Raw genomic sequence first — 26,997 nt, 5'->3', positions numbered from 1 at the left:
GTCTCCATGCGCGGTGGCCGAAAAGCGTGCCGCGGCAAGGCGATACCACGCAGAATAACCGTTGTCGGGGCGTCGCCATTCTCGGGCGGGCGGAAAATGCATGGTGCAAATTGATCTCAACGCCCAAAAGAATGGCCTCGATAAAAATTGGCTGCATGAATTTGGATTAACCGGGCCGCGTGGGCCAAGAAAAGCCGAGGAAGAATTGCGGGCGGTGGCCCTCAGGCGCCGGGCCGCACCACCGCGCGCAGGTCGGCGTCCGTGTTGACGTTGGTCAGCGGGCGCGAGTCCGGCAGGACGATCTGCTGAGCGTCGGAGACGTCGATCAAGTCGCTCATCTTGCGCCGGCCGGCGGCGACCAGCGCGTCGATCCGCCCGGCCAGATCGGTGCGATACACCGCCCCCAGGTAGTGGCTACGACCGTCCCACGGCAACACCACCTCGGCGTCGGTCTCGGTGGCGAGGCGGACGAGGTCGTCGATCAACTTGGCGTTCAGCAGCGGCATGTCGACGGCGCAGACGAAGGCGTACCGCGCGCCCGCCTCGGCGGCCGCGCGCAGTCCCCGCCCGGTCGCAGGCAGCGGGCCCAGCCCGCGCACGTCGTCGCGGATGACGCGGGCCTGCAACTTGGGCAACGGTTGTCCCGGGGCCGCCATCACGAACACCGGTTCACAGCGCTGGGCGACGATGGCGACGACATACTCGACCATCGTGGCGGCTCCCCCGGGTCCCTGCAGGGTGGCCTTGTCGCGGCCCATGCGCCGCGACTCCCCCCCAGCCAGCACCACCCCGGCCAGCGCCTGTTCCACTGCGTCGGGCACCTGCTCGGCCACGTCAGTCGACGGTCCAGGTGTCACGCCCGCGCAGCAGCGATTGCAGCGCGGCGGAGTCGAACGGCTTCGACGACTGGGCGGCGCGCACCTGAGAGCGTGCCGCGTCGTCGTAGGTCGGGCGGCTGATGTTGCGGAAAATGCCCAGGACCGTGTGGTCGAGGTTCTGATCCGACAGCCGCGACAGCGCGAACGCGTAGGCCGAGTTGTCGGCGTGCGCATCGTGCACGACGATCTCATCGACACGGACGTCGGCGGTCTTGGCCACCTCCAGGCTGAAGCCCGACTTCACCACGCAGTATTCGCCGTTGGCGCCGAACACGATCGGCTCGCCATGGCGGACGTTGATCACCCGCTCCTCGGCGCCCTCTTTGCGCAGCGCGTCGAAGGAACCGTCGTTGAAAATGGGGCAGTCCTGCAGGATTTCGACGACCGCGGCGCCCCGGTGCCCTGCGGCGGCACGCAGCACCTCGGTCAGGCCGGCGCGGTCGGAATCCAGCGCCCGGCCCACGAACGTCGCCTCGGCGCCCAGCGCCAGCGACACCGGATTGAAAGGCTGGTCGAGCGAACCCATCGGCGTCGACTTGGTGACCTTGCCGACCTCCGAGGTGGGCGAGTACTGGCCCTTGGTCAGGCCGTAGATCCGGTTGTTGAACAGCAGGATGGTGATGTTGACATTGCGGCGCAGCGCGTGGATCAGATGGTTGCCGCCGATCGACAGCGCGTCGCCGTCGCCGGTGACCACCCACACCGAAAGGTCCTCGCGCGCCAGCGCCAGACCGGTGGCGATCGCCGGCGCGCGGCCGTGGATCGAGTGGAACCCATAGGTCTCGAGGTAGTACGGGAACCGGCTGGAGCAGCCGATGCCGCTGATGAAGACGATGTTCTCGCGGCGCAGCCCGAGGTCCGGCAGGAAGTTGCGGATCGTGTTGAGGATGACGTAGTCACCGCAGCCCGGGCACCAGCGCACCTCCTGGTCGCTGGTGAAGTCCTTGGCCTTCTGCGGCTGGTCCTCTGCAGACACCCTCGGGACCCCGTCGTTCTTGGTGAGCCTCGGGGTAACCCCGAGGTCTGCGCCAACCAGGTCGGTCATTCGCTAGCTCCCGCTCCAACCGTTGCTGCCGCCATTCTGGCGACCATCTTCTTGTCTTGCTCGATTTCGGCCAACGTGCCGCCCAGCGCGGCGCGGATGAGGCGCCCGATCTCGTCGGCCAGGAAGGCGACACCCTGGACCTTGGTGACGGATTGCACGTCGACCAGGTACTTGCCGCGCAGGATCAGCGCCAGCTGGCCCAGGTTCATCTCCGGGCATACCACCATCGGGTAGCGCCGCAGCGCGTCGCCCAGGTTCGGCGGGAAAGGGCTCAGGTGGCGCAGGTGCGCGTGCGCGACCTTGATGCCCTTGCGCCGCGCACGCCGGCAGGCTTCGCCGATCGGACCGTAGGAGCTGCCCCACCCGATGAGCAGCAGCTCCGCGTCACCGGTCGGGTCGTCGACCTCCAGATCGGGGACGGCGATGCCGTCGATCTTGGCCTGGCGGATCCGGACCATGAGGTCGTGGTTGACCGGTTCGTAGGAGATGTTGCCCGAGCCGTTGGCGGCCTCCAGGCCACCGATGCGGTGCTCGAGCCCGGGGGTGCCCGGAACGGCGAACTGCCGGGCCAGCGTCTCCGGGTCGCGGTTATACGGCTGGAAGGGCTCGTCGGGTTTGACGAAGGTGTGCGCGATCGGCTGCAGCGAGCCGACGTCCGGGATCCGCCACGGCTCCGAGCCGTTGGCGATCGCGCCGTCGGACAGCACGATCACCGGGGTGTGGTACGACACCGCGATGCGCACCGCCTCGATGGCGGTCTCGAAGCAGTCCGACGGCGATCGCGGCGCCACCACCGCCACCGGCGACTCCCCGTTGCGGCCGTACAGCGCCTGCAGCAGGTCGGCCTGCTCGGTCTTGGTGGGCAGCCCCGTGGACGGCCCGCCCCGCTGGACGTCGATGACCAGCAACGGCAGCTCCGTCATCACCGCGAGGCCCAGCGCCTCGGACTTCAGCGAGATGCCGGGCCCGGACGTGCTGGTGACGCCGAGGGCACCGCCGTAGGAAGCGCCGATCGCCGCGCAGATGCCGCCGATCTCGTCCTCGGCCTGGAAGGTGATCACGTTGAAGTTCTTGTGCTTGGACAACTCGTGCAGGATGTCGGAGGCCGGCGTGATCGGATAACTGCCCAGCACGACCGAGATCCCGGCCAGCCGGCCGGCCGTCACGATGCCGTAGGCCAGGGCGGTGTTGCCCGAGATCTGGCGGTATTCGCCCGACGGCAGGGATGCCCGCGAGACCTCGTAGGTGGTGCCGAACGCCTCGGTCGTCTCGCCGTAGTTCCAGCCCGCCTTGAGGGCGAGCACGTTGGCCTCGGCGATGTCGGGCTTGCGGGCGAACTTCTCCCTGACGAATTTCTCGCTGGCTTCGATCGGCCGCCCGTACATCCACGACAACAGGCCCAGCGCGAACATGTTTTTGGCGCGCTGGCCGTCCTTTTTCGAGGCCCCGATCGCCTCGACGGCCCCGAGCGTCAGCGTCGTCATCGCGACGGAGTGCACCACGTAGTCGGACAACTCGTCGGACTCCAGCGGGTTCGTTACGTAGCCGACTTTGGTCAGGTTGCGCCTGGTGAACTCGTCGGAATTAGCGATGACCATTCCGCCGCGGGGCAAGTCGCCGATGTTGGCCTTCAGCGCGGCCGGATTCATGGCGACGAGGACGTCGGGGCGGTCGCCGGCGGTCAAGATGTCGTAATCGGCGATCTGGATCTGGAAGGAAGAGACCCCGGGCAATGTGCCTGCGGGGGCGCGGATCTCGGCGGGGTAGTTCGGCTGGGTCGCCAGGTCGTTTCCGAACAGCGCCGCCTCCGAGGTGAACCGGTCACCCGTCAGCTGCATGCCGTCGCCGGAATCCCCGGCGAACCGAATGACAACCTGTTCTAGGCGCTGACGGTCCGACGACCCGTTTCCGGAGGAGCCACCGTGAGAATCAGCCCCGGCTCCGCTGCCGTTCGGATCCACGTATCCGCCTTCCATTCGTTATCCGGATAGGCACTGCGCTGGAGCTTTAGGTTACGCGCCATTTTGGCCGCTCCCGCGCCGTCGAGCTTGTGTGTCACTCCTAGTACCAATTATGGCATTCCTTTTAGGGGAGCATGGGCGTCTCGAAAGCATTGCATGCAGCGGGTTTGCCCCAATGCCGAAGTCAGGGAGGGACGACGGTGCGGACGATGTAAAACTGTGGTATTGGTCACGTCCGCCGCACGGACGGGGCGCTGAGTTGCTTCGGGGCCGTCTCCGGCATCGCGACGAGATACAAGACGAAGCCCGCGGCGGCCAGAGCGCCGAGGAAGGCGAAAGCGGCGTTGTAGCCGGCGGCGACCACGATGGAGCCTGCGACGAGGTTCGAGACCGAGGCGCCGATGCCCGTCGCGGCCGTCACGGCGCCCAGGCTGATGTTGAACCGGCCGCTCCCGTGCGTCACGTCCTGCACGACGAGGGGGAACAGCGCACCGAAGACACCGGCCCCCACGCCGTCGAGCAGTTGCACCCCGACCAGCCAATAGGAGTTGGCGGACAGGGTGTAGAGAAATCCGCGTGCGGCGAGGACCGCGAATCCGGCCAGGAAGATCGGCTTGCGCCCCCACGAATCGGCCTTGGCCCCGCCGACATACGCGACCGGCACCATGACCACCTGCGCGGCCACGACGCAGCCCGCCATCAACGCGGTCCCGACATCCTTGTTGTGCAGCGCGAGCAGCTGGCCGACCAGGGGAAGCATCGCCGCGTTGGCGAAGTGAAACGCGATGACCGTCGCGGCGAAAATCATCAGCCTGCGGTTGTGCAGCAGCACCGTCAGCCGCGACGGCGGCTGGTGCGGCTCTCCGCGCACATGGTCCATGCCGCGCGCGACGTCGTGATCGATCGCGTCGCCCGGGATCCGCAGGGTCGCAATCACGCTGCCGGCCGCCATCGCGGCGAGTACCCAGAACACCACGACCGGTCCGAAGAAGTAGGCCAGGCCGCCGGTGATGGCTGCGGCGGACGCGTTCCCGGTGTGATTGAAGGCCTCGTTCCGTCCGACCCGCCGGGAGAAGAGGCGGGGGCCGACCACGCCGAGCGTGATCGCCGCCAAGGCCGGCGCGAACACCGAGCCGGCGATCCCGGTGAGGGCCTGAAGGACTGAGATCGAGTAGAAGCCGGGGAACAACGGCATCGCCAGCGATCCGGCGGTGACCGTCAGCGCGCCGACGATGATCACCGCCCGCTTGGCGGTGGTCCGGTCCACCAGCGCGCCGGCCGGTGCCTGGGCGACGATCGCCCCGATGCCGCCGACCGCCATGACGAACCCGATCGACCCCTGGTCCCAATGGTGCGTCAGCAGAAGGTAAATCGAGAGGTACGGCCCCAACCCGTCGCGAACGTCGGCCAGCAGGAAGTTCAGTAGGTCCAGTGCATGCGCGAGTCGGCGCGGAACTCCGATGGGCTGCTCAACATCGGGCGGCATGCGCATTTAGTACCCAAATGCGCGGGGCGCCGACCGGCGAGCTGTTAGGCGCTCTTGTCGCGCCGCTCGCTGCGCGACGGCTTGCGCGGGACGATGGTCGGCAGCACGTTGTCCTGCACGGTCTCCTTGGTCACGACGACCTTGGCGACGTCGTCGCGGCTCGGGATGTCATACATCACCGGCAGCAGGACTTCTTCCATGATCGCCCGCAGTCCGCGGGCGCCGGTGCCGCGGTGGATCGCTTGATCGGCGATCGCCTCCAGCGCCTCGTCGGTGAATTCCAGCTCCACGCCGTCCATTTCGAACAGCCGAGTGTACTGCTTGACCAACGCGTTCTTCGGCTCGGAGAGGATCTTGACCAACGAATCCATGTCCAGGTTGGTCACCGAGGCCACGACCGGGAGCCGCCCGATGAATTCGGGGATCAAGCCGAACTTGATGAGGTCCTCGGGCATCACGTCGGCGAAGTGATCGGTGGTGTCGATCTCGGCCTTGGAGCGGACCTCGGCGCCGAAGCCCAGCCCGCGCTTGCCGACGCGCTCGTAGATGATCTTCTCCAGCCCGGCGAACGCGCCCGCCACGATGAACAGCACGTTGGTGGTGTCGATCTGGATGAACTCTTGATGCGGGTGCTTGCGGCCGCCCTGCGGGGGAACCGACGCCTGGGTGCCCTCCAGGATCTTCAGCAGGGCCTGCTGCACGCCCTCCCCGGAAACGTCGCGGGTGATCGACGGGTTCTCGCTCTTGCGGGCGATCTTGTCGACCTCGTCGATGTAGATGATGCCCGTCTCGGCGCGCTTGACGTCGTAATCGGCGGCCTGGATGAGTTTGAGCAGGATGTTCTCGACGTCCTCACCAACGTAGCCGGCCTCGGTCAGTGCGGTGGCGTCGGCGATGGCGAACGGCACGTTGAGCATCTTGGCGAGCGTCTGGGCCAGGTAAGTCTTGCCGCAGCCGGTCGGTCCCAGCATCAGGATGTTGGACTTGGTCAGCTCCACCGGCTCGGACCGGGAGTCGCGGCCCTTCTCGCCGGCCTGGATCCGCTTGTAGTGGTTGTAGACCGCGACGGCCAGCGTGCGCTTGGCGGTGTCCTGCCCGATGACGTAGCCCTCCAGGAATTCCCGGATTTCGGCGGGCTTGGGCAGTTCGTCGAGCTTGACGTCGTCGGCGTCGGCGAGTTCCTCTTCGATGATCTCGTTGCAAAGATCGATGCACTCATCGCAGATGTACACACCGGGGCCAGCAATGAGTTTCTTGACTTGCTTTTGGCTCTTCCCGCAGAACGAGCACTTAAGCAGGTCACCGCCGTCTCCGATGCGCGCCATGGTGCTGAGGGCCTACTTCCTGTTCGCCGTCGTCTTGCTATGCCGCATGTATTCCCCGACGCTACCCGCTTGCTCGGGCCCCCCGCGACCATTACCGCTGAATCGCGTCTTTGATATTCGAGGGCCTTCGTGGGGCGTTCATGCTCTTTCGTCTGGATGAAACATATAGGCAGACGGCCCCCCTCACTCGCCGAGACGCGCATTCCGTGCCTGTGGCGTGTCGCGGTCGTTACCCGAGCGAGTCCGGTCCGCCGCCACAACCCTACATTTACCGAATGGGATTGGCAGTCGGGTTTGGCGAGCCCAGCGAATCCGTCCTGATCAGCGACGGCGGCCTGGCCACCGAACTGGAGGCACGCGGCTTTGACCTATCCACGACCTCACAGCCCTCGTTGTGGTCGGCCAGGCTGCTGGCGGACGCACCGCAGGAGATCGTCGCCGTGCACGCCGCGTACTTTCGCGCCGGCGCCACGATCGCGACGACAGCCAGCTACCAGGCGTCGTTCGAGGGCTTCGCGGCCCATGGTCTCGACCGACGGGAGGCCGCGGTGCTGATGGGCCGCAGCGTCGAACTCGCCCGCGCCGCGCGTGCGGAGGCCGGCGGGGGCGGGCTCGTCGCCGCCTCGGTCGGCCCGTACGGCGCCGCGCTGGCCGACGGGTCCGAATATCGCGGGCGCTACGGCCTGTCCGTCGCGGCCTTGTCGCGGTGGCACCGGCCCCGGCTGGAGATCCTGGCCGAGGCTGGAGCCGACGTGCTGGCGTGCGAGACGGTGCCCGATGTCGACGAGGCCGAGGCGCTGGTCAACCTGGTGGGCTCCGTGGGTGTGCGGGCCTGGCTCAGCTACACCATCGACGGGGCCCGGACCCGCGCCGGACAACCGTTGGCCGACGCGTTCGCCGTGGCGGCGGGGATCCCTCAGATCGTCGCGATCGGCGTCAATTGCTGCGCGCCCGGCGACGTACTGCCGGCGATCAGCATGGCGGCGGCTGTCGGCAAGCCGGTGATCGTCTACCCGAACAGCGGTGAGCGCTGGGATCGTCGCCGGCGCCAATGGACCGGGCGGTCGCAATTCAGCGCGGGGCTCGCGAGGCAATGGGTCGCGGCCGGGGCCCGCATCGTCGGGGGCTGCTGCCGGGTGGGGCCGGCGGATATCGCTGCGCTTCGCCGAGCGTGCACGGGGGGCGACAAATCGGCGAAGAACTCGCCCTGAGTGCACGTTGGGCGGATAACCCTAGGCGGTTTGCGCCGAGAGCTTCCGATACTCCAGGACGGTGTCGATGATCCCGTAGTCCTTGGCCTCGTCGGCGGTCAGGATCTTGTCCCGGTCGGTGTCCTTGCGGATCGTTGCGGCGTCCTTGCCGGTGTGGCGGGCCAGCGTGGTCTCCATCAGCGTGCGCATCCGCTCGATTTCGGCGGCCTGGATCTCCAGGTCGGAGAACTGGCCCTGGATCACGCCCGACAGCGAGGGCTGGTGGATCAGCACCCGCGCGTTGGGCAGCGCCATCCGCTTGCCGGGCGTCCCGGCGGCCAGCAGCACCGCCGCGGCCGAGGCGGCCTGGCCCAGGCACACCGTCTGGATGTCGGCGCGCACGTACTGCATGGTGTCGTAGATCGCCATGAGCGACGTGAACCCGCCGCCGGGCGAGTTGATGTACATGGTGATGTCGCGGTCGGGATCCAGCGACTCCAGCACCAGCAGCTGGGCCATGATGTCGTTCGCCGACGCGTCGTCGACCTGGACGCCGAGGAAGATGATGCGTTCCTCGAACAGCTTGTTGTAGGGGTTCGACTCCTTGACCCCGAAGCTCGAGTGCTCGATGAACGACGGCAGGATGTAGCGCGCCTGGGGCTGGATCTCGGGGTGCTGGGGATTCACTGGGCTTCTCCGTTGGTGATGTGGGCGGCGCGGGTGATGATGTGGTCGACGAACCCGTATTCCAGGGCTTCCTGGGCGGTGAACCAGCGGTCGCGGTCGGAGTCGGCCTCGATGCGCTCGATCGGCTGGCCGGTGAATTCGGCGTTGAGCCGGAACATCTCCTTCTTGATGACCGCAAACTGCTCGGCCTGGATCGCGATGTCGGCCGCGCTGCCGGTCACCCCGCCCAGCGGCTGGTGCATCAGGATGCGGGCGTGCGGCAACGCGTAGCGCTTGCCCTTGGTGCCCGCCGCCAGCAGGAATTCGCCCATCGAGGCGGCCATGCCCATCGCGTAGGTGGCGATGTCACACGGCGCCAGGACCATAGTGTCGTAGATCGCCATTCCGGCGCTGATCGATCCCCCGGGTGAATTGATGTACAGCGAAATGTCCTTGGTGGCGTCCTCGGCGGCGAGCAGCAGAATCTGCGCGCACAGCCGATTGGCGATTTCGTCGCTCACCTCGGAACCCAGGAAGATGATGCGCTCGGACAGCAAGCGCTCATAGACCGAGTCCGTGAGATTGAGACCCTGCGAGTTCGAACGCATGTCAGTCACGACTGGGTTACCTGCTTTCTCGAGTTCTTCTATGCTCCGACCCTAACCAACCGAGCTCGCTGTGTGCCGGTCGCGCACCCTCTGAAATGGGCGCGTTCGCTCACAGCGTCACGATCGGGTCACTCCCCTTCGTCGTGGGAGACCTCGGCCTCCGCGGCCTCCGCGGCCTCCGCCGCGCCCTCGGCCTCCGCGGCCTCCTCGGCCTCGGCCTCCGGCTCGGCCTCGTCGCCCTCCGAACGCCTGCCGAAGAACTCACTGGTGTCGACGATGTTGCCGTCGGTGTCGGTCACCGTCGCCGCCTCGACCACGGCGGCGACGGCCAGCCCGCGGCGCACGTCGGCGAACATGGCGGGAAGCTGGTTGTTCTCCTGCAGGTAGGCGAACAGCTGCTGCGGCTCGATGCCGTACTGCCGGGACGTCATCACCAGCCGCTCGGTCAGGTCGTTCTGGCCGACCTGGATTTCCAGCTCGTCGGCCACCGCATCCAGCAACAACTGCCTCTTGACGTCCGACTCGGCCGCGTTGCGCGCGTCGACCTCGAACTGCTGGCGTGACTTGCCCTGCTCGCGCAGCACCTCGGCGAACTTGGCCTCGTCATGGTCGAAGCCGTGCAGCGCGTTGTGCACGGCGCCGTCCACCTGGGCCTGAACGATGGCCTCCGGCAGCGGCACGTCGACCTGCTCGAGAAGAGCGTCGATCGTGGCGTCGCGAATCTGCTCCGCCTGCTGGGCGCGCTTGGCCCGACCCACCTGCTCGCGGAGGTTGGACCGCAGCTCGTCGATCGTGTCGAATTCGCTGGCCAGTTGGGCGAACTCGTCGTCGGGCTCGGGCAGCTCGCGTTCCTTGATCGACCGGACGGTGACCGTGACCTGCGCGTCTTTGCCGGCGTGCTCGCCGGTCGCCAGCTGCGCGGTGAATTCCCGCGACTCGTCGACGGACAGGCCGACCAGCGCGTCGTCCAGGCCCGCGATGAGCCGACCGGAACCGACCTCGTGGGAAAGGCCCTCCGCGGCCGCGTTCGGGACCTCCTCGCCGTCCACGGTGGCCGACAGGTCGATCGAGACGAAATCACCGTCGGCCACCGGCCGATCGACCCCAGTCAGGGTGCCGAACCGGGCGCGCAACGAGTCCAGCTCGGCCTCGACGTCGTCGTCGCTGACCTCGATCGGGTCGACGGACACCTTCAGCGAGCCCAGGTCCGGGAGGGTGATCTTGGGGCGGACGTCGACCTCGGCGGTGAACGCCAGCTCCTCGCCGTACTCCTTCTTGGTGACCTCGATGTTGGGCTGTCCCAGCGGGTGGACTTCCGACTCCGCGACCGCTTGCCCATACCGGGCGGGCAGCGCCTCGTTGACGACCTGGTCGAGCATCGCCTCCCGGCCGAACCGGGCCTCGAGCAGCTTGGCCGGCGCTTTGCCGGGGCGGAATCCGGGCAGCCGCACCTGCTTGGCCAGCTCCTTGTAGGCCCGCTGGAAATCGGGCTCGAGTTCGGTGAACGGCACCTCCACGTTGATGCGCACCCGGGTGGGGCTCAACTGCTCGACGCTGCTCTTCACGGGTCTTGCTCCTCGGTGTTCGGTGGATCGGCGCAGTGGTGGTCGGGGTGACAGGATTTGAACCTGCGGCCTTCCGCTCCCAAAGCGGATGCGCTACCAAGCTGCGCTACACCCCGCGCTGACCTCGCGATCCTACGGCGCGAGGGCATTGGCTTCGCAGCGACCTCCGACCTCACGGAGCCATCACAAAACCGCTTCGATTAGATTTGATGTTCGCCGCCAGATACAGTCGCGCTCGACTAAAGCTTGCGGGCGTAGCTCAATGGTAGAGCCCTAGTCTTCCAAACTAGCTACGCGGGTTCGATTCCCGTCGCCCGCTCGGGTAATTGCCTGTGCGACAGGGGGGCCATGCGCCACACCGACATCCACGGCTCATGCGCGTCCGAGTTCGTCGGTGTCCGCGACGCGTTCGAGCGCAATTTTGCGCTGGGCAAAGAGGTTGGCGCGGCCGTGGCGGTGTGGACCGAGGGCGACCTCGTCGTCAACCTCTGGGGCGGCTGTGCCGACGCCGCCGGCACCCGCCCCTGGAAGCAAAACACCCTGACGACGGTGCTGTCCGGCACCAAGGGCCTGTCGGCTACCTGCGTGCACCAACTGGCCGACCGCGGCGAACTGGACCTGCACGCGCCGGTGGCGCGCTACTGGCCCGAGTTCGGGCAGGCGGGCAAGGAGTCCATCACGCTGGCCATGGTGATGAGCCACCGCTCCGGCGTGATCGGGCCGCGCACCCGGATGCGCTGGGAAGATGTCGCCGACTGGGACTTCGTCTGCAGCCAACTGGCCGCCGCCGAGCCGTGGTGGGAGCCCGGCACCGCGCAGGGCTACCACATGACCACGTTCGGCTTCATCCTCGGCGAGGTGTTCCGCCGCGTCACCGGGCGCACCATCGGCCACTACCTGCGCACCGAGATCGCCGAACCCCTGGGCGCCGACGTCCACATCGGCCTGTCCATGGCAGAGCAACGCCGCTGCGCCGAGCGGGTGAACAAGCCGCACGCCAGGGACCTGCTCGCGGAGGCGCAAGCCCCCGGCGACCCGACCAGCCTGGCCGAACACCCCAAGGCGGGGCTGTCCATCTCGATGGGATTCGCGCCCGACGACGAACTCGGCTCGCACGACCTGCGGCTGTGGCGCGAGCTGGAGTTCCCCGGCACCAACGGCCAGGTGTCGGCGCTGGGATTGGCGACGTTCTACAACGCGCTCGCGCAGGAGAAGCTCCTCAGTCGTGAGCACATGGAGCTGGTCCGGGTCCCGCAGGGTGGTTTCGACAGCGACTTGGTGCTGGGCCCGCGGGTCGCCGATCACGGGTGGGGTCTGGGCTACATGCTCAACCAGCGCTGCGTCAACGGACCCAACCCCCGCATCTTCGGTCACGGCGGCCTGGGCGGCTCGTTCGGGTTCGTCGACCTGGAGCACGGAATCGGCTACGCCTACGTGGCGAATCGTTTCGACGCCACCAAGGCCAACGCGGACCCGCGCAGCCTCGCGCTGAGCGACGAGGTCTACGCCGCGCTCGGCCTCGTCGAGCGCGTCTAGGCATAAAGCGCGCCCTGCCGAGCAGTGGTCGGCAGGGCGCGGTTGTGCGGATACGGGTCAGCGATGGTCCCAGCCGGGACCGCCAGGTCCGCCCGGACCGCCCGAGCCGCCGGGACCGCCCGGGCCACCGGGGCCGCGGAAGGGCTCGGGATGGGGGTTCGGACCCGGTCCTCGCCAGTTGTCGTGGCAGTGCCAGGCGTCCCAGTTGTCGCCCCAGCCCGGGTCCCAGAAGTCCCCGGGGCACCACTGCGGGAACGGCCCGGGCTGCGCGTCGGCCCCGGCCGCGGCGCCGAGACCCGCCAGCCCGAGACCGATGATTATCGCGAAAATGGTTGCAACTAACCGTGGAAGAGATTTCACGGTGGCTACCAGTACCCCCGCCGAGGCCGCCCTCAAACAGTAGACGCCAGCGTTTCTTGCTTGGGGTTTCCTGCCAGTCGGCGTGCGCCGCGCGGACCTGCGGATTCCTCGACCGGTCCCGCGGTGAAGTTGGTCACGTCTGGCAGGCCGGGCACCAAAAGACGTTTCGCCCCTCGCTCACCTCGGTGCGGATCGGACCCCCGCACACCCGGCACCCCTCCCCCGCGCGCCGGTATACGTACGTGCGCGGCCGCCCGGGCAGGTACGACGGCGGGCCGTGGTCGTGTTCGGGCAGCACCACGACGATCTTGCCGCGGCGCAGGCCGACCTTCATCAACGCCACGAGATCGGTCCAGGCCGCGCCGAACTCCGCCTCCCCGATCCCCCGGCCGGGCCGGAACGGATCGATGCGGTGGCGGAACAGCAACTCGTTGCGGTAGACGTTGCCCACGCCGGCGATGACGGTCTGGTCCATCAACAGCGCTCCAATGGGCCTGCGGGACTTGGCAATTCGCGCCCACGCCCACGACGGGTCGGCGTCGCTGCGCAACGGGTCGGGACCGAGCCTGGCCACCACGTCGCTGACCTGACCCTCGTCGATGACTTCGCACACCGTCGGGCCGCGCAGGTCGGTGCCGTAGTCGTCCCCGACCATCCGCATCCGCACCTGCCCGACCGGTTCGGGCAGCGGCGCACCGCCGGCGCGCTCCCACTCGGTGAACGCGCCGTAGAGGCCGAGATGCACGTGCACGATCGGGCCGCCCTCGTAGTGATGAAACAGGTGCTTGCCCCAGGCGCTGGTCCGTCGCAGCACCCGGCCGTCCACCTCGGCCGCCGCAGCCGCGAACCGGCCCTGCGGGCTGGATACCGCGACCGGCGCCCCGCCGTATCGGCGTTGATGCAGCCGGGCCAGCCGGTGCAGGGTGTGCCCCTCGGGCACGCTCAGCCCTGCGCGCCGGGCACCGGCGGCGGCTGGTGGGTGCGCTCGTACTCGGTCAGGATATCGATACGGCGTTGGTGGCGTTCGGCTTTCGACCATTGCGCGCTCAGGAAGGCGTCGACGATCTCCAGCGCCTCGGCCACGGTGTGCATGCGGCCACCGATGCCGATCAGCTGCGCGTTGTTGTGCTCGCGGGCCAGCGTCGCGGTCTCGACGCTCCACGCCAGCGCGCAGCGGACCCCCGGCACCTTGTTGGCCGCGATCTGCTCACCATTGCCCGACCCGCCCAGCACGAGTCCCAGGCTGTCCGGGTCGGCCACGGTGCGCGTCGCGGCCGCGATGCAGAACGCCGGGTAGTCGTCCTCGGCGTCGTACGTGAAGGCGCCGCAATCGATCGGCTCGTGCCCGGCTTCCCTGAGGTGGGCCATGATGTGTTGCTTGAGCTCAAATCCGGCGTGGTCGGAGCCGAGGTAGACGCGCATGCCCGCAATCCTTACACAGCAGCGCGCCCGACGATCGGCGGCGATCGCAAGCGCGGCGCAGCCGGGCGAAGCGGGTCGCCGCCCGGACGGTCTAGTCGAATTCGGGCTTCTCGGTGCGGGTCCGCTTGAGTTCGAAGAAGTGCGGGTAGGACGCGAAGGTCACCGACGCGTCCCACAGCTTGCCGGCTTCCTCACCGCGCGGGATCTTCGACAGCACCGGCCCGAAGAACGCCACCCCGTTGACGTGGATCGTCGGCGTGCCGACGTCGTCGCCGACGGCATCCATCCCAGCGTGGTGGCTCTTGCGCAGGGCGTCGTCGTAGGCCTCGCTATGCGCGGCCTCGGCGAGCTCCGCCGGCAGGCCCGCGTCGGCCAGCGACAGCTTGATGACCTCGTCGAGGTTCTTGTTGTCCTCGTTGTGAATCCGGGTGCCCATGGCGGTATAGAGGGGATCCAGGACGCCCGCACCGTGGGCCTGCTCGGCGGCGATAGCCACCCGCACCGGCCCCCACGCGTGCTTCATCATTTCGCGGTACTTGTCATTCAGGCCTTCGCGGTTCTCGTTGAGGATCGCGAGGCTCATGACGTGGAAGTGGACGTCGATGTCGCGAACCTTCTCCACCTCGAGGATCCAGCGCGACGTGATCCAGCACCACGGGCACAGCGGATCGAACCAGAAATCGGCCTGGTCTTTCGCGGGGACGTTCTCAGGCATAGCGCAGTCCTTTCGTCGGTCAAGGCACCCTCAGCACAACCGTAGGCCGCTCGAGGCTGTTCCCGTCCTGCTCGGGACGTAAGTTAAATGCGTGGCCCTTCCTAACCTCACCCGGGACCAGGCCGTCGAACGCGCCGCCCTGATCACCGTCGACAGCTACCAGATCAGCCTCGATGTCACCGACCGCCCCCATAACAGTGGGGCGCCCGGCGAACACACCTTCCGGTCCGTCACCACCGTGGTGTTCGACGCGCTCGCCGGCGCCGACACGTACATCGACCTCGCCGCCGCGACGGTGCGCGGCGCCACCCTCAACGGCCGCGAGCTCGACGTGTCCGGATACGACGAATCGATAGGCATCCCGCTGACCGGGCTCGAGAAACGCAACACCCTCGTCGTCGACGCCGACTGCCTCTACTCCCACACCGGCGAGGGGCTGCATCGCTTCGTGGACCCGGTGGACGACGAGACCTATCTGTACTCGCAATTCGAAACCGCCGACGCCAAGCGCATGTTCGCCTGCTTCGACCAGCCCGACCTCAAGGCGACGTTCGACCTGCGGGTGGTCGCCCCCAGGCACTGGAAGGTGATTTCGAACGGCGCCCCCGTGTCGGTGGAGGATGGCGTGCACACGTTCGCCACCACCCCGCGGATGAGCACCTATTTGGTGGCCTTGATCGCCGGCCCCTACGAGCGGTGGAAGGACACCTATGTCGACGAGCACGGCGAGATCCCCCTGGGCATCTACTGCCGGGCGTCGCTCGCGCCGTACATGGACGCCGAGCGGTTGTTCACCCAGACCAAGCAGGGATTTGGCTTCTACCACAAGAACTTTGGCCTGCCCTACGCGTTCGGCAAGTACGACCAGCTGTTCGTCCCCGAGTTCAACGCCGGCGCCATGGAAAACGCCGGGGCGGTGACGTTCCTCGAGGACTATGTCTTCCGCAGCAAGGTCACCCGCGCCTCCTATGAGCGGCGCGCCGAGACGGTGCTGCACGAGATGGCGCACATGTGGTTCGGGGACCTGGTCACCATGACGTGGTGGGACGACCTGTGGCTCAACGAGTCGTTCGCCACCTTCGCGTCCGTGTTGTGTCAAAGCGAGGCAACCGAATTCACGGAGGCCTGGACGACGTTCGCCACCGTCGAAAAGTCGTGGGCGTACCGTCAGGACCAGTTGCCGTCGACGCACCCGATCGCCGCCGAGATCCCCGACCTGGCCGCCGTCGAGGTGAACTTCGACGGCATCACCTACGCCAAGGGCGCTTCGGTGCTCAAGCAGCTCGTCGCCTACGTCGGGCTGGAGCACTTCCTGGCCGGGCTGCGCGACTACTTCCGCACGCACGCCTACGGCAACGCCACGTTCGACGACCTGATCGCCGCGCTGGAGCAGGCGTCGGGGCGCGACCTGTCCGACTGGGGACGCCAGTGGCTGAGGACGACGGGGCTGAACACGCTGCGCGCGGATTTTGACGTCGACGCCGACGGCCGGTTCACCCGGTTCGCGGTGACCCAGAGTGGCGCCGAGCCGGGCGAGGGCGAGACGCGAGTGCACCGGCTGGCGGTGGGCATCTACGACGATGATGGCGCCGGCAGGCTGGTGCGGGTGCACCGCGAGGAGCTCGACGTCGAGGGGCCGCAGACGGAAGTCCCTGCGCTGGTTGGGGTTTCGCGCGGCAAATTGATCCTGGTCAACGACGACGACCTGACCTACTGCTCGCTGCGGCTGGACGACCAGTCGCTGCAGACCGCGCTGGAGCGGATCGCCGACATCGCCGAGCCGCTGCCCCGCTCACTGGTGTGGTCGGCGGCGTGGGAGATGACCCGTGAGGCCGAGCTGCGCGCCCGCGACTTCCTGGCACTGGTTTCAGGCGGGGTACAGGCCGAAACCGAGGTCGGGGTGGCGCAGCGGCTGCTGCTGCAGGCCCAGACCGCGCTGGCGTCCTACGCCGAGCCGGGGTGGGCGCGCGAGCACGGCTGGCCGCAGTTCGCCGACCGGCTGCTGGAGTTGGCGCGCGCGGCGCAGCCCGGATCGGATCACCAGCTCGCGTTCGTCAACACGCTGTCCACCTCGGTGCTGTCGACCCGGCACGTCGTCGTGCTGGCCGACCTGCTCGACCACGACCCCGCCGACCTGGAGCTGCCCGGCCTTGAGATCGACACCGACCTGCGCTGGCGCCTGGTGACCGCGCTGGCCGCCGCCGGCGAGATCGACGCCGACGGGTCCGCGACACCGTTCATCGACGCCGAGGTGCAGCGCGACCCGACCGCTGCGGGGAAGCGCCACGGCGCCCAGGCGGCGGCGGCGCGGCCCCAGCTGCGGGTCAAGGAGGAGGCCTGGACCACGGTGGTCGAGGACGACACCCTGGCCAACATCACGGCGCGCTCGATTATCGCGGGCATCGCGCCGCCGGGACAGCATGAGCTGCTCAAGCCGTTCACCGCGCGCTACTTCGCGGCGATCCCCGGCGTGTGGGTGCGGCGATCCAGCGAGGTCGCCCAAACGGTGGTGATCGGGCTGTACCCGCACTGGGACATCAGCGAGGGGGCCATCGCGGCCGCCGATGAGTTCCTGCGCGACCCCGACATTCCGCCGGCGCTGCGCCGGCTTGTGCTGGAAGGGCAGGCCGGCGTGAAAAGGTCCTTGCGGGCCCGCCGGTTCGACGCGTCCTGACCAGGCCACTCGGTCGCCGAGCGCGCGTGTCTGTACACCGGTGACCGGTGTGTCGCGTAAAAATACGCGCGCTCGCGAGCGGTCGGTTAGGCGGGTGAGATCCCGGCGCTGAGCACGCGGATCGCGCTGATCAGCCCGTCGACCAGGTTTCCCTGCGCGAACGCCGAAGAAGCCGCGGCAACCCCGAGCGGTGCGGCCGACTCCGCGCCGCGGCCCCGGACCGCCGAGCCGTAGACCACCTCGATGGCGCGCTGGTTCGGCGAGACGGCGAGCAGCACGGCGTTGTCGGGCGTCGGCACGTCGCCCAAGATCTCGCGGGCCCGCGAGGCGGTGTCGCTACCCAGGTCCCCCAGGTAGATGGCGAACCGCGTCCTCGACGCCCGCGAGCCGTATTTCAGCGCGTCGTCGATGGCGACCAGGTCCTTGGTCGGGAACGGGTAGTCCACCGACAGCTCGCCGGGCTCGGTCACGCCCGAGATCCGTCCGCTGGTGGTGATCACCCAACCCCTGGGCAGCTCGCCGCGCTCGACCGTCGCGACCTCACCACGTGCCACTGGCGCCACCTCCAACCGAGAACCCCGACGCGCCGTGTCCGCCGCCGACGTCTTCGTCGGTCGCGGCCCACAGGATCGGCGGGTGGGTCCACTTCTCCGACAACTTGTACGTCGCGGGGTGGGGCCCCTTGTGCGACCAGATCAGCGCCGACAGCACGACAACCAGCAACAGCGGGATGCCGATGAAGTACAGGTGAATCTCTGCAAGGCTCACGACGCAAACCGTATCCCACCGGGTGAGCTGCCCGCACACTCGGACACGGGATTGTTCAGGCCGCGCCTTCACCGAGGTATCGGGCCCAGGCCGGGTCCAGTTCCTTGACCGTCGACAGCAGTCGCCAGTGCTGCCCCGTCGGCGGCAGGGGCGCGCGGCGCAGCGCCCAGCCCAGCTCGGCGAGCAGCTTGTCGCCTTTGCGGTGGTTGCAGGTCGAACAGCAGGCGACGCAATTTTCCCAGGAGTGGTCACCGCCGCGGCTGCGGGGCACCACGTGGTCGACGGTGTCGGCCTTGGCCCCGCAGTAGGCGCAGCAGAAGCGGTCGCGATGCATGAGCGCGGCGCGGGTCATGGGCACCCGCGCCCGGTACGGGACCCGCACGTAGGACCGCAGCTGGATCACCGACGGCACCACGATCGACCTGCTCGCCGAGTGGATGACCGGCCCGGCCGGGTCGTCGTGCACCACGTCGGCCTTGCCGCAGATCACCATGACGATGGCCCGCCGCATCGGCAGCGCGGTCAGCGGCTCGTAGGTGGAATTCAGCAGCAGCACCCGCCGCCGGCTCCAGATCGAGGCGCTCTCGTGGCGGGTGGGCGGATGGGTTTCGACGCTATGCAGGCACGACGCGGTTGGGGGCCCGGTCAACCCAGCCGCGGCACCGGAACTGCGGTGACTGCGGCGTCTCTTGCCATGCGCCATAGATCCTCCGCGGATAGTCCACCATGATTCGCCGCCAAACGCACCCTCATTGCTGGTGCGCGCCGTGTCAATCCGGTGAACACCCGGGGCGGTCCGAAGTTGCCACCATGGCGATGCACCACAATGGAGGCGATGGATCAGGTGAGCTTTTACGACGCTGTCGGCGGTGCCGAGACCTTCAATGCGATCGTGTCGCGGTTTTACGAGCAGGTCCCCGAGGACGAGATTCTGAGTCAGCTCTATCCCGCGGACGACCTCGCGGGCGCCGAGGAGCGACTGCGGATGTTCCTCGAGCAGTACTGGGGCGGCCCGCGCACCTACTCCGAGCGGCGCGGGCATCCGCGGCTGCGGATGCGTCATGCCCCGTTCCGGATCACGCCCATCGAACGCGACGCCTGGCTACGGTGCATGCACACCGCGGTGGCCTCCATCGACTCGCGGACCCTCGACGACGAGCACCGTCGCGAGCTCCTTGAATACCTCGAAATGGCCGCGCACTCCTTGGTCAATTCATCGTTCTGACGCCTACCGAACGGAGCAGTATGAGCCACGAGCCGTGGTGGTCAAGCGCGGTCTTCTACCAGGTCTATCCGCGGTCGTTCGCCGACAGCGACGGCGACGGGATCGGCGACCTGGACGGGCTGACCTCCCGGCTGGAACACCTGGAATACCTTGGTGTCGACGCGATCTGGCTCAACCCCGTCACCGTCTCGCCGATGGCCGACCACGGCTACGACGTGGCCGACCCGCGTGACGTCGACCCGGTGTTCGGCGGCATGGCCGCCATCGAGCGACTGATCGCTGGGGCGCATCAGCGGGGCATCAAGGTCACCATGGACGTGGTGCCCAATCACACCAGCTCGCAGCACCCCTGGTTTCAGGCGGCGTTGGCCGCCGGCCCGGGCACCGACGCGAGGGAGCGCTACTACTTTCGCGAAGGCCGCGGTCCGCTCGGCGAGCTGCCGCCGAACAACTGGACGTCGGTGTTCGGCGGGCCGGCCTGGACGCGGGTGGTCGAACCCGACGGCAATCCCGGCCAGTGGTATCTGCACCTGTTCGATGCCGAGCAACCCGATCTGAACTGGGAATATCCGGAGGTCTTCGACGACTTCGAGAAGACCCTGCGCTTCTGGCTGGAACGCGGCGTGGACGGCTTCCGCATCGACGTGGCACACGGGATGGCCAAGCCGTCCGAACTGCCTGACGCGAAGGATGACATCAAGGTGTTGAGCCATAGCGATGACGACCCGCGCTTCAACCACCCGAGCGTGCATGAGATCCACCGCGGCATCCGCGCGATCGTCGACGACTATCCCGGGGCGGTGACCATCGGCGAGGTGTGGGTCATGGACAACGCTCGCTGGGCCGAGTATCTGCGGCCCGACGAACTGCATCTCGGCTTCAACTTCCGGCTGACGAAGATCGACTTCGACGCAACCGAAGTTCACGACGCGATCGACAACTCGCTGGCGGCCACGGCCATCGAAAACGCGACGCCGACCTGGACGCTGTCCAACCACGACGTGGGCCGGGAGGTCACCCGGTATGGCGGCGGCGAGGTCGGGCTGCGCCGGGCGCGGGCGATGGCGATGGTGATGCTCGCCCTGCCGGGCGCGGTGTTCATCTACAACGGTGAGGAACTGGGCCTGCCCGACGTGGAGCTGCCCGACGAGGCGCTGCAGGACCCGACGTGGGAACGCTCCGGACACACCGAACGCGGCCGCGACAAGTGCCGAGTCCCGATTCCCTGGTCGGGTGACGCGCCGCCGTTCGGGTTCTCCACGAGACCCGACACCTGGCTGCCGATGCCCGCGGACTGGTCGGCCCTGACGGTCGAAAAACAACGCGACGACCCCGACTCGACGCTGTCGTTCTTCCGGCGGGCACTCGAAATGCGCAGGCAGCGAGCCGAATTCGACGGGGGCCTCGATTGGCAGGCCGCGACGCGCGACACGCTTATTTTTCGGCGCCGCGGGGGCCTGGTGTGCGCCCTGAACGCCGGCCGCCGCCCCATGGTGTTGCCGCCGGGGCAACTCATCTTGGCCAGCGCGCCGTTGGTCAAAGGCAAATTGCCGCCCGACGCGGCGGCCTGGCTGGTCTGAGGCCGGGTCAGCGCAGCACGAGCGCCGCGCGGGCGCGGCGCCGGTACACCGAGCCGAACTTGGCGTCGACCCGCAGCCACGACGGCAGTATCCGGACGCGCACCATCTCGTCGGCCCCGATCGCGTCGGGTGAGGCCGGCAGGAAACCCATTGCGATCAAAGCGAATACGCAGCGCATGGGAAGCCCGACGCTGACGTCGGCCGAGCTGACCCGAATGACCTCCTGGTCGAGCAGCGAGACCGGCGGGCCGTGAGAACCGCTGTGTTCCTTGGCGAGCCGGGCACCACGCTGCGCCAGGTCCAGCATCACCCGGGCGGGCAGGTCCTCGAGGTGGGCGAACCCGGATTCGGGGGGCAGCGCGCCCCGCCACGCCGAGTCCATCGCGAAGCCCGGATCGACGTAACCCGATGCGTCCATCGCCGAGAGTCCGCGCGCCAGCGCGTCCGCGGCCACCGACAGATCGTCGGGCCGTACCGTGCCGACGACCACCCGGCTGGCCAGCACGTCGAAACCCGTTGCCACCCAAGCGGTCAGCTGTCCGGACGATCGGGCCCGCAGCCGGATGACCGCGGCGTCGTCGAGGCGCATCGCGTGATCGACGAACGTGGCCAGGTCCCCGCGGTGCGCGGCGTCACGCAACCACAGGCCGCGCTCGGCCCTTACTCCCTCAGCCATCGTTGCAAGTACTCCCGATGGTGTGGCGATAGTCGCACCAGCCGCTGCTCCTCGATATGGACGGCGGCCAGCTGCGTCTCGGCGATGACAGCGGGCTTCGAAGCGGGATCGGCGTTGACGGATCGCACGTCGTAGCCGAGCGTGAAGTCCACCGTTCGCACCCGCTTGGTCCAGGTGGTCACCTGCAGAGGCGAATCGGTCAGCCGCAGCTGGTTCTTGTAGGTGACCCGCACATCGGCGATCAGCAGCCCGATGGTGGTGATGTCGGCCGCGAACGGCTCCTGGAGGAACAGCACGCGCGCCTCCTCGAGGATGGTGACCATGGTGGCGTGGTTGATGTGCTGGTACATGTCGATGTCCGACCAGCGCACCGGCACCGGCGCGACGAAACCGACGCTCAACTCGACGACCCGCGTCCGCTGGTGCGGGTCATGCGGCGGATCTGCCTGGCGGCCACCGAGAGCGTCGCGAGATCCTTCGCCCCGCTTTCCTGGATTTCGCTGAGCGTGCGGCGCGCCCGCTCCACCCGGGACGCGCTCATCTGTTCCCACTCACCGATTTTTTCTTCGCCGCTCTCGTCGGGCTCGCCGACCGCGAGCACGTCGAAGGTCAGCGACCGCAGCGAGGCGTAGATGTCGTCGCGAATCGCCAAGCGCGCCAACGATTGCCAGCGGTCGTGCCGGGGCAGCTCGGAGACCGCGGTCAGCAGGCCGTCGGTGCCCAGCCGGTCCATCAGGGCGAAATAGGTGTCGGCGACTTCGGCGGTGTCGATTTCGGTGATGTCGCCGACGTCGATGATGTCCAGCAGGCTGAAGCGGTACAGGCCCGCGGCGACCATGTACGCCAAGTCGTCCGGTGTGCCCTGCGACGCGAATTCCGCCGCTTCCTTCTCGACGATGGCCTTGTCGTCGCCGCGCAGCCACTGCGACATCCGCGGCGTGAGCTCCCTGACCTTCGCGGCGAACCGGTTGATCTCGGCGCCCACGGCCAGCGGTTGCGGGCGGTAGTTGAGCAGCCAGCGCCCGGCGCGGTCGATCAGCCGCCGGGTGTCCAGCGTCAGCCGGTCCGACAGCGCGACGGGGATGTCCGCCGCGCGGATCTGCCGCCAGATCTGGCTCACACCGAAGATGGCGTCGGTGGCGACGTAGGTGCGCACCGCGTCGATCGGTCCGACGCCGACGTCTTCGGTGATCCGGAACGCGTAGCTGATGCCCGCCGCGTCGACCAGATCGTTGATCAACATGGTGGTGACGATCTCCCGGCGCAGCTGGTGGGTCCGGATCTCCGGGGTGAACCGTCCGCGCAGCGGCCTCGGGAAGTACAGCGGCAGCCGGGACGCGAACACGTCCTGCTCCGGCAGCTCGGTAGTCAGCATGTCCTCTTTGAGCGCCAGCTTGACGTGGGCCATCAGGGTGCACAGCTCCGGGGAGGTGAGCCCGATGCCGACGTCGGTGCGCCGGTGAATCTCCTTCTCCGTCGGCAGCGCCTCCAATTCCCGGTTGAGGCCGCGATCTTCGAGGTACTTGATTTGCATCGCGTGCACCGGCAGCAGGCTGGCCGCGTTGGCGCGGCTGGTGCCGATCAGGTCGTTCTGGTCCTCGTTGTCTTGCAGTACCAGCCGGGCGACCTCGTCGGTCATCGACTCCAGCAGCTCCTTGCGCTCCTCGGCCTTGACCTTGCCGGCGGTGACCAGCGAGTCGATCAGGATCTTGATGTTGACCTCGTGGTCGGAACAGTCCACGCCGGCGGAGTTGTCCATCGCGTCTGTGTTGATGCGGCCGCCGGACAGGTCGAACTCGACGCGGCCCAGGGCCGTCACGCCGAGGTTGCCGCCCTCGCCGATCACCTTGGCGCGCACCTGGTTTGCGTTCACCCGCACCGGGTCGTTCGCGCGATCGCCGACGTCGGCATCGGATTCGGATTCGGCCTTGATGTAGGTGCCGATGCCGCCGTTGAAGAGTAGGTCTACCGGCGCCTGCAGGATCGCTTTGATCAGGTCGGGCGGGGACATTTCGGTGGCCCCCTCTTCCGCACCCTGGATGCCGAGGGCGTCGCGGACCTGCGGGCTGACCGGAATCGCCTTGTGCTCGCGGCTGTACACCCCGCCGCCCTGGCTGATCAACGACTTGTCGTAGTCGTCCCAGCTGGACCGCGGCAGCGCGAACATCCGCTTGCGCTCCCGCCACGAGGACGCGGCATCCGGGTCCGGGTCGAGGAAGATGTGCCGATGGTCGAAGGCGGCGACGAGCCTGATGTGCTCGCTGAGCAGCATGCCGTTGCCGAAGACGTCGCCGCTCATGTCGCCGATGCCGACGACGGTGAAGTCCTCGGTCTGGGTGTCGACGCCCATCTCCCGGAAGTGCCGTTTGACGGCCTCCCACGCGCCCTTGGCGGTGATGCCCATGGCCTTATGGTCGTAGCCCACCGATCCGCCCGACGCGAACGCGTCGCCCAGCCAGAACCCGTAGGACTTGGCGACATCGTTGGCGATGTCGGAGAACGTGGCGGTGCCCTTGTCCGCGGCCACCACCAGGTAGGCGTCGTCACCGTCGCGCCGTATCACCTCGGGCGGCGGGCTGACCTTTTTCGTTCGGTGGTCGACGTTGTCGGTGACGTCGAGCAGCCCGGAGATGAACAGCTGATAGCAGGCGACACCCTCGGAGCGGCTGGCGTCGCGGTCGACGGCGGCCTCGCCGGAGGGCAGCGGCGGCCGCTTGACCACGAACCCGCCCTTGGCCCCGACCGGCACGATGACCGCGTTCTTCACCGCTTGCGCCTTGACCAGACCCAGGATCTCGGTGCGGAAATCGTCGCGGCGGTCCGACCACCGCAGGCCCCCGCGCGCCACCGGGCCGAACCGCAGGTGCACGCCCTCGACGCGGGGCGAGTAAACGAAGATCTCGTACTTGGGCCGCGGCAGCGGAAGCTCGTCGATCAGCTGCGCATCCAGCTTGAGCGCCAACACATTCCGGGCCCGGGCCGAACCCTCGCGCGTCACAAAGTAATTGGTGCGCAGGGTGGCCTGAACCAGCGACGCGAACGCGCGCAGGATGCGGTCGGTGTCCAGGCTCACCAGCGCATCGATGTCCGCGGCGACCGCGGCGGCGGCCGCCTGCGCGTCGCGGCTGGTCGGCGACCCCGCGGAAAAAGATGCCCTGGGGTCGAAGAGGGCCTCGAACAGCGTGACCAGCGACCGCACCGTGGAGGGGTGGTCGTTGAGCACCGACTCGATGTAGGACTGACTGTACGGAAAGCCCGCCTGGCGAAGGTATTTCGCGTAGGCACGCATAAGCACCACCTGCTGCCAGGTCAGCCTCGCGCGCATCACCAGCTCGTTGAACCGGTCGATCTCGACGCGGCCCTGCCAGATCGCGGTGACGGCATCGGCGAATCGCTCTGCGGTGGAATCCCGCTCGGCCGCCGACGTCGCGAACGGGATCGTCGGATGCGGTTGGATCTTGAACTGGTAGATCCACACCGGCAGCCCGTCCGGCCGGGTGACGGTGAACGGTCGCTCCTCGAGCACGACGACGCCCATGCTTTGCAGCATCGGCAGCAACTGGCTCAGCGACGCGGTGTGCCCGCCGAGGAACCAGGTCAGCTGGGCGGCGCCGTCCTCGCCACGGTCGGAGAACACCAGCTTGACCGAATCGTCGGACAGCTCATTGATGATCGCGATGTGCTCGATGGCGTCATCGGGCGTGACGGCCTGTTTGTAGACCTCGGAGAAGGCACTGGCGTAATGCTCGGCGTCGGCGTGCGCGGGTGCGCCGGCCGCGGTGGCGGCGATCAGCCGGTCCCCCCAGGTCCGCGCGGCCTCGCTCAACAACCCCTGGATGCGGATGCGGTTGTCTTCCGAAACGTCGACCGGCGCGGCGGATTCGGGCAGCCGGACCATGAAATGCATCAGCGCCCATGGTGATTCGCTGACCCGGGCGGTGAATTCCAGTCGCGTCCCGCCGAACTCGCGGACCAGGATGTCCTCGATCTGCAACCGCACCGGGGTGGTGTAGCGGTCCCGGGGCACATAGACCAGGCACGAGACGAAGTATTGGAGCCGGTCGGCGCGCAGGAACAGCAGCGCGCGCCGTTGGGATCCCAGGTCCACCACCGCCTTCGCCATCGCCAGCAGCCGTTCGGCGCTGAGCGTGAACAGCTCCGAGCGCGGGACGGTCTGGATGACATCGAGCAACAGCTGGCCCGGGTGGATGGGATCGCTGTCGGCCATCATGAGCGCTTCGCGGACCCGGCGCGAAATCATCGGGATTTCCAGCACGTCCGCGTTCATGGCGGCGACCGTGAAGAGCCCGACGAAGCGGTGCTCGATCACATTGCCCCCGTCGCCGTATTCGCGAACCGCGATCGCGTACGGGTAGGCGCCGTAGCGCAGGTAGCTGCCGACGACGGACTGGGCCAAGACCAGCAGATGGTCCTCGTCGGTCAGCCGGGGCCGCGAGCCGGTGCGCGTGCGCAGCACGCCGAGGCCCGGTGATCCGTCGGGGGAAACCTGGCTGTCGTGCACCCGGCAGCGTTGGTAGCCCAGCAGCAGGAAGTTTCCGTTGCCCAGCCAGCGCAGCAGCTCCGCGACGTCCTCGCGGTCCGGCGCCGAAAAGCGGTTGTCGGCGTTGGTCTCGACGGCCGCTTCGAGATCGCCCAGGGCGGTGATCATCGCCGTCGCGTCGGTGGCGACCTGCTCGACGTCCGTCAGGACCTTGGGCAGCAGCCGCTCGACCTCGGCGAGGGCCTTGCTGTCGACGGCCGGCGACAGCGGGACGTATATCCAGGCCTCACCGTCGAATTGCGACGTGCCGGGCGCTTTCGGTTCGACGCTGACCAGGTCGCCGGTCGGGCTGCGATGGACGTCGAACACCGGGGTCATGATGCCCCCGTAGCCGACGCCGAGCCGGTGCAGCAACACCGTGACGGAGTCCAGCAGCATGCTGCCGTGGGCGGTGACGACCTGCAGGGCGGGCCCGAATCCCTCGGAATCGCCTTCCGGGTGCACGCACACACAGCTTCCGCGTTCCGGGCGGCACTCGCCGAGCCGGTAGTGCGCGCGCAGCATCGCGGGGGTCACCAGCTCCGCGGGGTCGACGCGATCGGATTCGGCGGCGCCCGGTTCGTCACCGCGCGGACCGCGATAGCTCTCGATGTAGGCATTCGCGATCCAGTCGGGAATGTCGTCGCTCTTGCTGAACGTGGTCCACGGCTTGAAATCCTGCTTGGCACCGGGATCGATGGCCATGCCGATTGCTCCCAACTCGCATCGTCGCGGGGCTCTGCGCCCGATCGCCCCGCTGCTCGGCGGGGCAGCCCT

The 26,997-nt window shown here is 68.0% G+C and carries 23 protein-coding genes and 2 tRNA genes; 6 read left to right on the top strand and 19 right to left on the bottom strand.

Annotation, left to right across the window (positions count from 1 at the left end; all coding sequences use genetic code 11):
* Window positions 1-221 precede the first annotated feature (221 nt).
* The 5 genes from mobA to clpX form a co-directional block, all read right to left on the bottom strand.
* On the bottom strand, window positions 222-833 hold the full coding sequence (gene mobA, locus VMD50_RS21485; RefSeq protein WP_325430492.1) for a molybdenum cofactor guanylyltransferase: 612 nt from the start codon (window positions 831-833) through the stop codon (window positions 222-224).
* 1 nt (window position 834) lies between these two features.
* Window positions 835-1,923 (bottom strand): 2-oxoacid:ferredoxin oxidoreductase subunit beta, encoded by a 1,089-nt coding sequence (locus tag VMD50_RS21480; RefSeq protein WP_325430490.1) that lies wholly within the window; start codon window positions 1,921-1,923, stop codon window positions 835-837.
* Window positions 1,920-3,884 carry a 2-oxoacid:acceptor oxidoreductase subunit alpha gene (locus tag VMD50_RS21475; protein ID WP_325430553.1) on the bottom strand — a complete coding sequence of 655 codons (1,965 nt, stop codon included), beginning with the start codon at window positions 3,882-3,884 and terminating at the stop codon, window positions 1,920-1,922. The genes VMD50_RS21480 and VMD50_RS21475 overlap by 4 nt, the downstream gene beginning before the upstream one ends.
* A gap of 229 nt (window positions 3,885-4,113) precedes the next feature.
* Window positions 4,114-5,370: an MFS transporter gene (locus VMD50_RS21470; protein WP_325430488.1), complete on the bottom strand. Its 1,257-nt coding sequence runs from the start codon at window positions 5,368-5,370 to the stop codon at window positions 4,114-4,116.
* A gap of 44 nt (window positions 5,371-5,414) precedes the next feature.
* Window positions 5,415-6,695: an ATP-dependent Clp protease ATP-binding subunit ClpX gene (gene clpX / locus VMD50_RS21465; RefSeq protein WP_066941843.1), complete on the bottom strand. Its 1,281-nt coding sequence runs from the start codon at window positions 6,693-6,695 to the stop codon at window positions 5,415-5,417.
* 275 nt (window positions 6,696-6,970) lie between these two features.
* Here clpX and mmuM point away from each other — a divergent pair, with 275 nt between their 5' ends.
* Window positions 6,971-7,906 (top strand): homocysteine S-methyltransferase, encoded by a 936-nt coding sequence (mmuM, locus tag VMD50_RS21460; RefSeq protein WP_325430485.1) that lies wholly within the window; start codon window positions 6,971-6,973, stop codon window positions 7,904-7,906.
* Between the two features lie 21 nt (window positions 7,907-7,927).
* Here mmuM and clpP2 read toward each other — a convergent pair whose 3' ends face one another.
* The 4 genes from clpP2 to VMD50_RS21440 form a co-directional block, all read right to left on the bottom strand.
* Window positions 7,928-8,572 (bottom strand): ATP-dependent CLP protease proteolytic subunit ClpP2, encoded by a 645-nt coding sequence (gene clpP2 / locus VMD50_RS21455; RefSeq protein ID WP_325430483.1) that lies wholly within the window; start codon window positions 8,570-8,572, stop codon window positions 7,928-7,930.
* Window positions 8,569-9,159, bottom strand: coding sequence for an ATP-dependent CLP protease proteolytic subunit ClpP1 (clpP1, locus tag VMD50_RS21450; protein WP_066941837.1), 591 nt, complete (start codon window positions 9,157-9,159; stop codon window positions 8,569-8,571). The genes clpP2 and clpP1 overlap by 4 nt, the downstream gene beginning before the upstream one ends.
* Before the next feature lie 128 nt (window positions 9,160-9,287).
* Entirely contained in the window at window positions 9,288-10,724 is a 1,437-nt protein-coding gene (tig, locus tag VMD50_RS21445) for a trigger factor (protein WP_325430481.1), read from the bottom strand.
* A gap of 39 nt (window positions 10,725-10,763) precedes the next feature.
* Window positions 10,764-10,840: transfer RNA gene (locus VMD50_RS21440), tRNA-Pro, on the bottom strand.
* A gap of 132 nt (window positions 10,841-10,972) precedes the next feature.
* On the opposite strand from VMD50_RS21440, the gene VMD50_RS21435 reads away from it, so the two are divergent.
* A tRNA-Gly gene (locus VMD50_RS21435) sits at window positions 10,973-11,043 on the top strand.
* Between the two features lie 29 nt (window positions 11,044-11,072).
* Window positions 11,073-12,260, top strand: a complete 1,188-nt coding sequence (locus tag VMD50_RS21430) for a serine hydrolase domain-containing protein (protein ID WP_325430479.1) — start codon at window positions 11,073-11,075, stop codon at window positions 12,258-12,260.
* A gap of 57 nt (window positions 12,261-12,317) precedes the next feature.
* On the opposite strand, the gene VMD50_RS21425 is transcribed toward VMD50_RS21430, so the two are convergent.
* The 4 genes from VMD50_RS21425 to VMD50_RS21410 all read right to left on the bottom strand — a co-directional run bounded on the left by VMD50_RS21425 (window position 12,318) and on the right by VMD50_RS21410 (window position 14,757).
* A complete protein-coding gene (locus VMD50_RS21425; protein WP_325430477.1) occupies window positions 12,318-12,620 on the bottom strand; it encodes an Mtp family mycobacterial-type pilin in 303 nt (100 codons plus the stop codon).
* A 133-nt stretch (window positions 12,621-12,753) separates the two neighbouring features.
* The gene (locus VMD50_RS21420; RefSeq protein ID WP_325430475.1) at window positions 12,754-13,560 is read right to left on the bottom strand and encodes an Fpg/Nei family DNA glycosylase; all 807 of its coding nucleotides are present in this window, start codon (window positions 13,558-13,560) and stop codon (window positions 12,754-12,756) included.
* A gap of 2 nt (window positions 13,561-13,562) precedes the next feature.
* A complete protein-coding gene (locus tag VMD50_RS21415; RefSeq protein WP_325430473.1) occupies window positions 13,563-14,042 on the bottom strand; it encodes a ribose-5-phosphate isomerase in 480 nt (159 codons plus the stop codon).
* Between the two features lie 91 nt (window positions 14,043-14,133).
* Window positions 14,134-14,757 (bottom strand): mycothiol-dependent nitroreductase Rv2466c family protein, encoded by a 624-nt coding sequence (locus tag VMD50_RS21410; protein WP_325430471.1) that lies wholly within the window; start codon window positions 14,755-14,757, stop codon window positions 14,134-14,136.
* A gap of 91 nt (window positions 14,758-14,848) precedes the next feature.
* Here VMD50_RS21410 and pepN point away from each other — a divergent pair, with 91 nt between their 5' ends.
* Window positions 14,849-17,431, top strand: a complete 2,583-nt coding sequence (gene pepN, locus VMD50_RS21405) for an aminopeptidase N (protein ID WP_325430468.1) — start codon at window positions 14,849-14,851, stop codon at window positions 17,429-17,431.
* Between the two features lie 86 nt (window positions 17,432-17,517).
* Here the strand turns inward: pepN and VMD50_RS21400 are convergent, their stop codons facing one another.
* Genes VMD50_RS21400 through VMD50_RS21390 form a run of 3 tightly spaced genes read right to left on the bottom strand, consistent with a single transcriptional unit; the run spans window position 17,518 to window position 18,902 of the window.
* Window positions 17,518-17,985 (bottom strand): DUF5130 domain-containing protein, encoded by a 468-nt coding sequence (locus VMD50_RS21400; RefSeq protein ID WP_325430467.1) that lies wholly within the window; start codon window positions 17,983-17,985, stop codon window positions 17,518-17,520.
* Window positions 17,972-18,199, bottom strand: a complete 228-nt coding sequence (gene ctaJ, locus VMD50_RS21395) for an aa3-type cytochrome oxidase subunit CtaJ (RefSeq protein WP_325430465.1) — start codon at window positions 18,197-18,199, stop codon at window positions 17,972-17,974. Before ctaJ ends, VMD50_RS21400 begins: the two co-directional genes overlap by 14 nt.
* 55 nt (window positions 18,200-18,254) lie before the next feature.
* Window positions 18,255-18,902 carry an HNH endonuclease gene (locus VMD50_RS21390; protein WP_325430463.1) on the bottom strand — a complete coding sequence of 216 codons (648 nt, stop codon included), beginning with the start codon at window positions 18,900-18,902 and terminating at the stop codon, window positions 18,255-18,257.
* A 132-nt stretch (window positions 18,903-19,034) separates the two neighbouring features.
* On the opposite strand from VMD50_RS21390, the gene VMD50_RS21385 reads away from it, so the two are divergent.
* Together VMD50_RS21385 and VMD50_RS21380 are read left to right on the top strand one after the other, a co-directional pair.
* A complete protein-coding gene (locus VMD50_RS21385; RefSeq protein ID WP_325430462.1) occupies window positions 19,035-19,424 on the top strand; it encodes a globin in 390 nt (129 codons plus the stop codon).
* Between the two features lie 20 nt (window positions 19,425-19,444).
* Complete coding sequence (locus VMD50_RS21380) at window positions 19,445-21,004, top strand: glycoside hydrolase family 13 protein (protein WP_325430461.1); 1,560 nt, start codon at window positions 19,445-19,447, stop codon at window positions 21,002-21,004.
* A 7-nt stretch (window positions 21,005-21,011) separates the two neighbouring features.
* Here VMD50_RS21380 and VMD50_RS21375 read toward each other — a convergent pair whose 3' ends face one another.
* From VMD50_RS21375 to VMD50_RS21365, 3 genes are read right to left on the bottom strand one after another with little or no spacing between them, the layout of a single operon-like run.
* Complete coding sequence (locus tag VMD50_RS21375; protein WP_325430459.1) at window positions 21,012-21,680, bottom strand: DUF8010 domain-containing protein; 669 nt, start codon at window positions 21,678-21,680, stop codon at window positions 21,012-21,014.
* Window positions 21,665-22,081, bottom strand: a complete 417-nt coding sequence (locus tag VMD50_RS21370; RefSeq protein WP_325430457.1) for an acyl-CoA thioesterase — start codon at window positions 22,079-22,081, stop codon at window positions 21,665-21,667. Before VMD50_RS21370 ends, VMD50_RS21375 begins: the two co-directional genes overlap by 16 nt.
* Window positions 22,078-26,925: an NAD-glutamate dehydrogenase gene (locus tag VMD50_RS21365; RefSeq protein ID WP_325430455.1), complete on the bottom strand. Its 4,848-nt coding sequence runs from the start codon at window positions 26,923-26,925 to the stop codon at window positions 22,078-22,080. Before VMD50_RS21365 ends, VMD50_RS21370 begins: the two co-directional genes overlap by 4 nt.
* Window positions 26,926-26,997: the final 72 nt, after the last annotated feature.

This window comes from Mycobacterium sp. (genome assembly GCF_035506235.1).
In the GTDB taxonomy this organism is placed as follows: Bacteria; Actinomycetota; Actinomycetes; order Mycobacteriales; family Mycobacteriaceae; genus Mycobacterium.
This window is presented reverse-complemented; position numbering and strand designations above follow the sequence as displayed.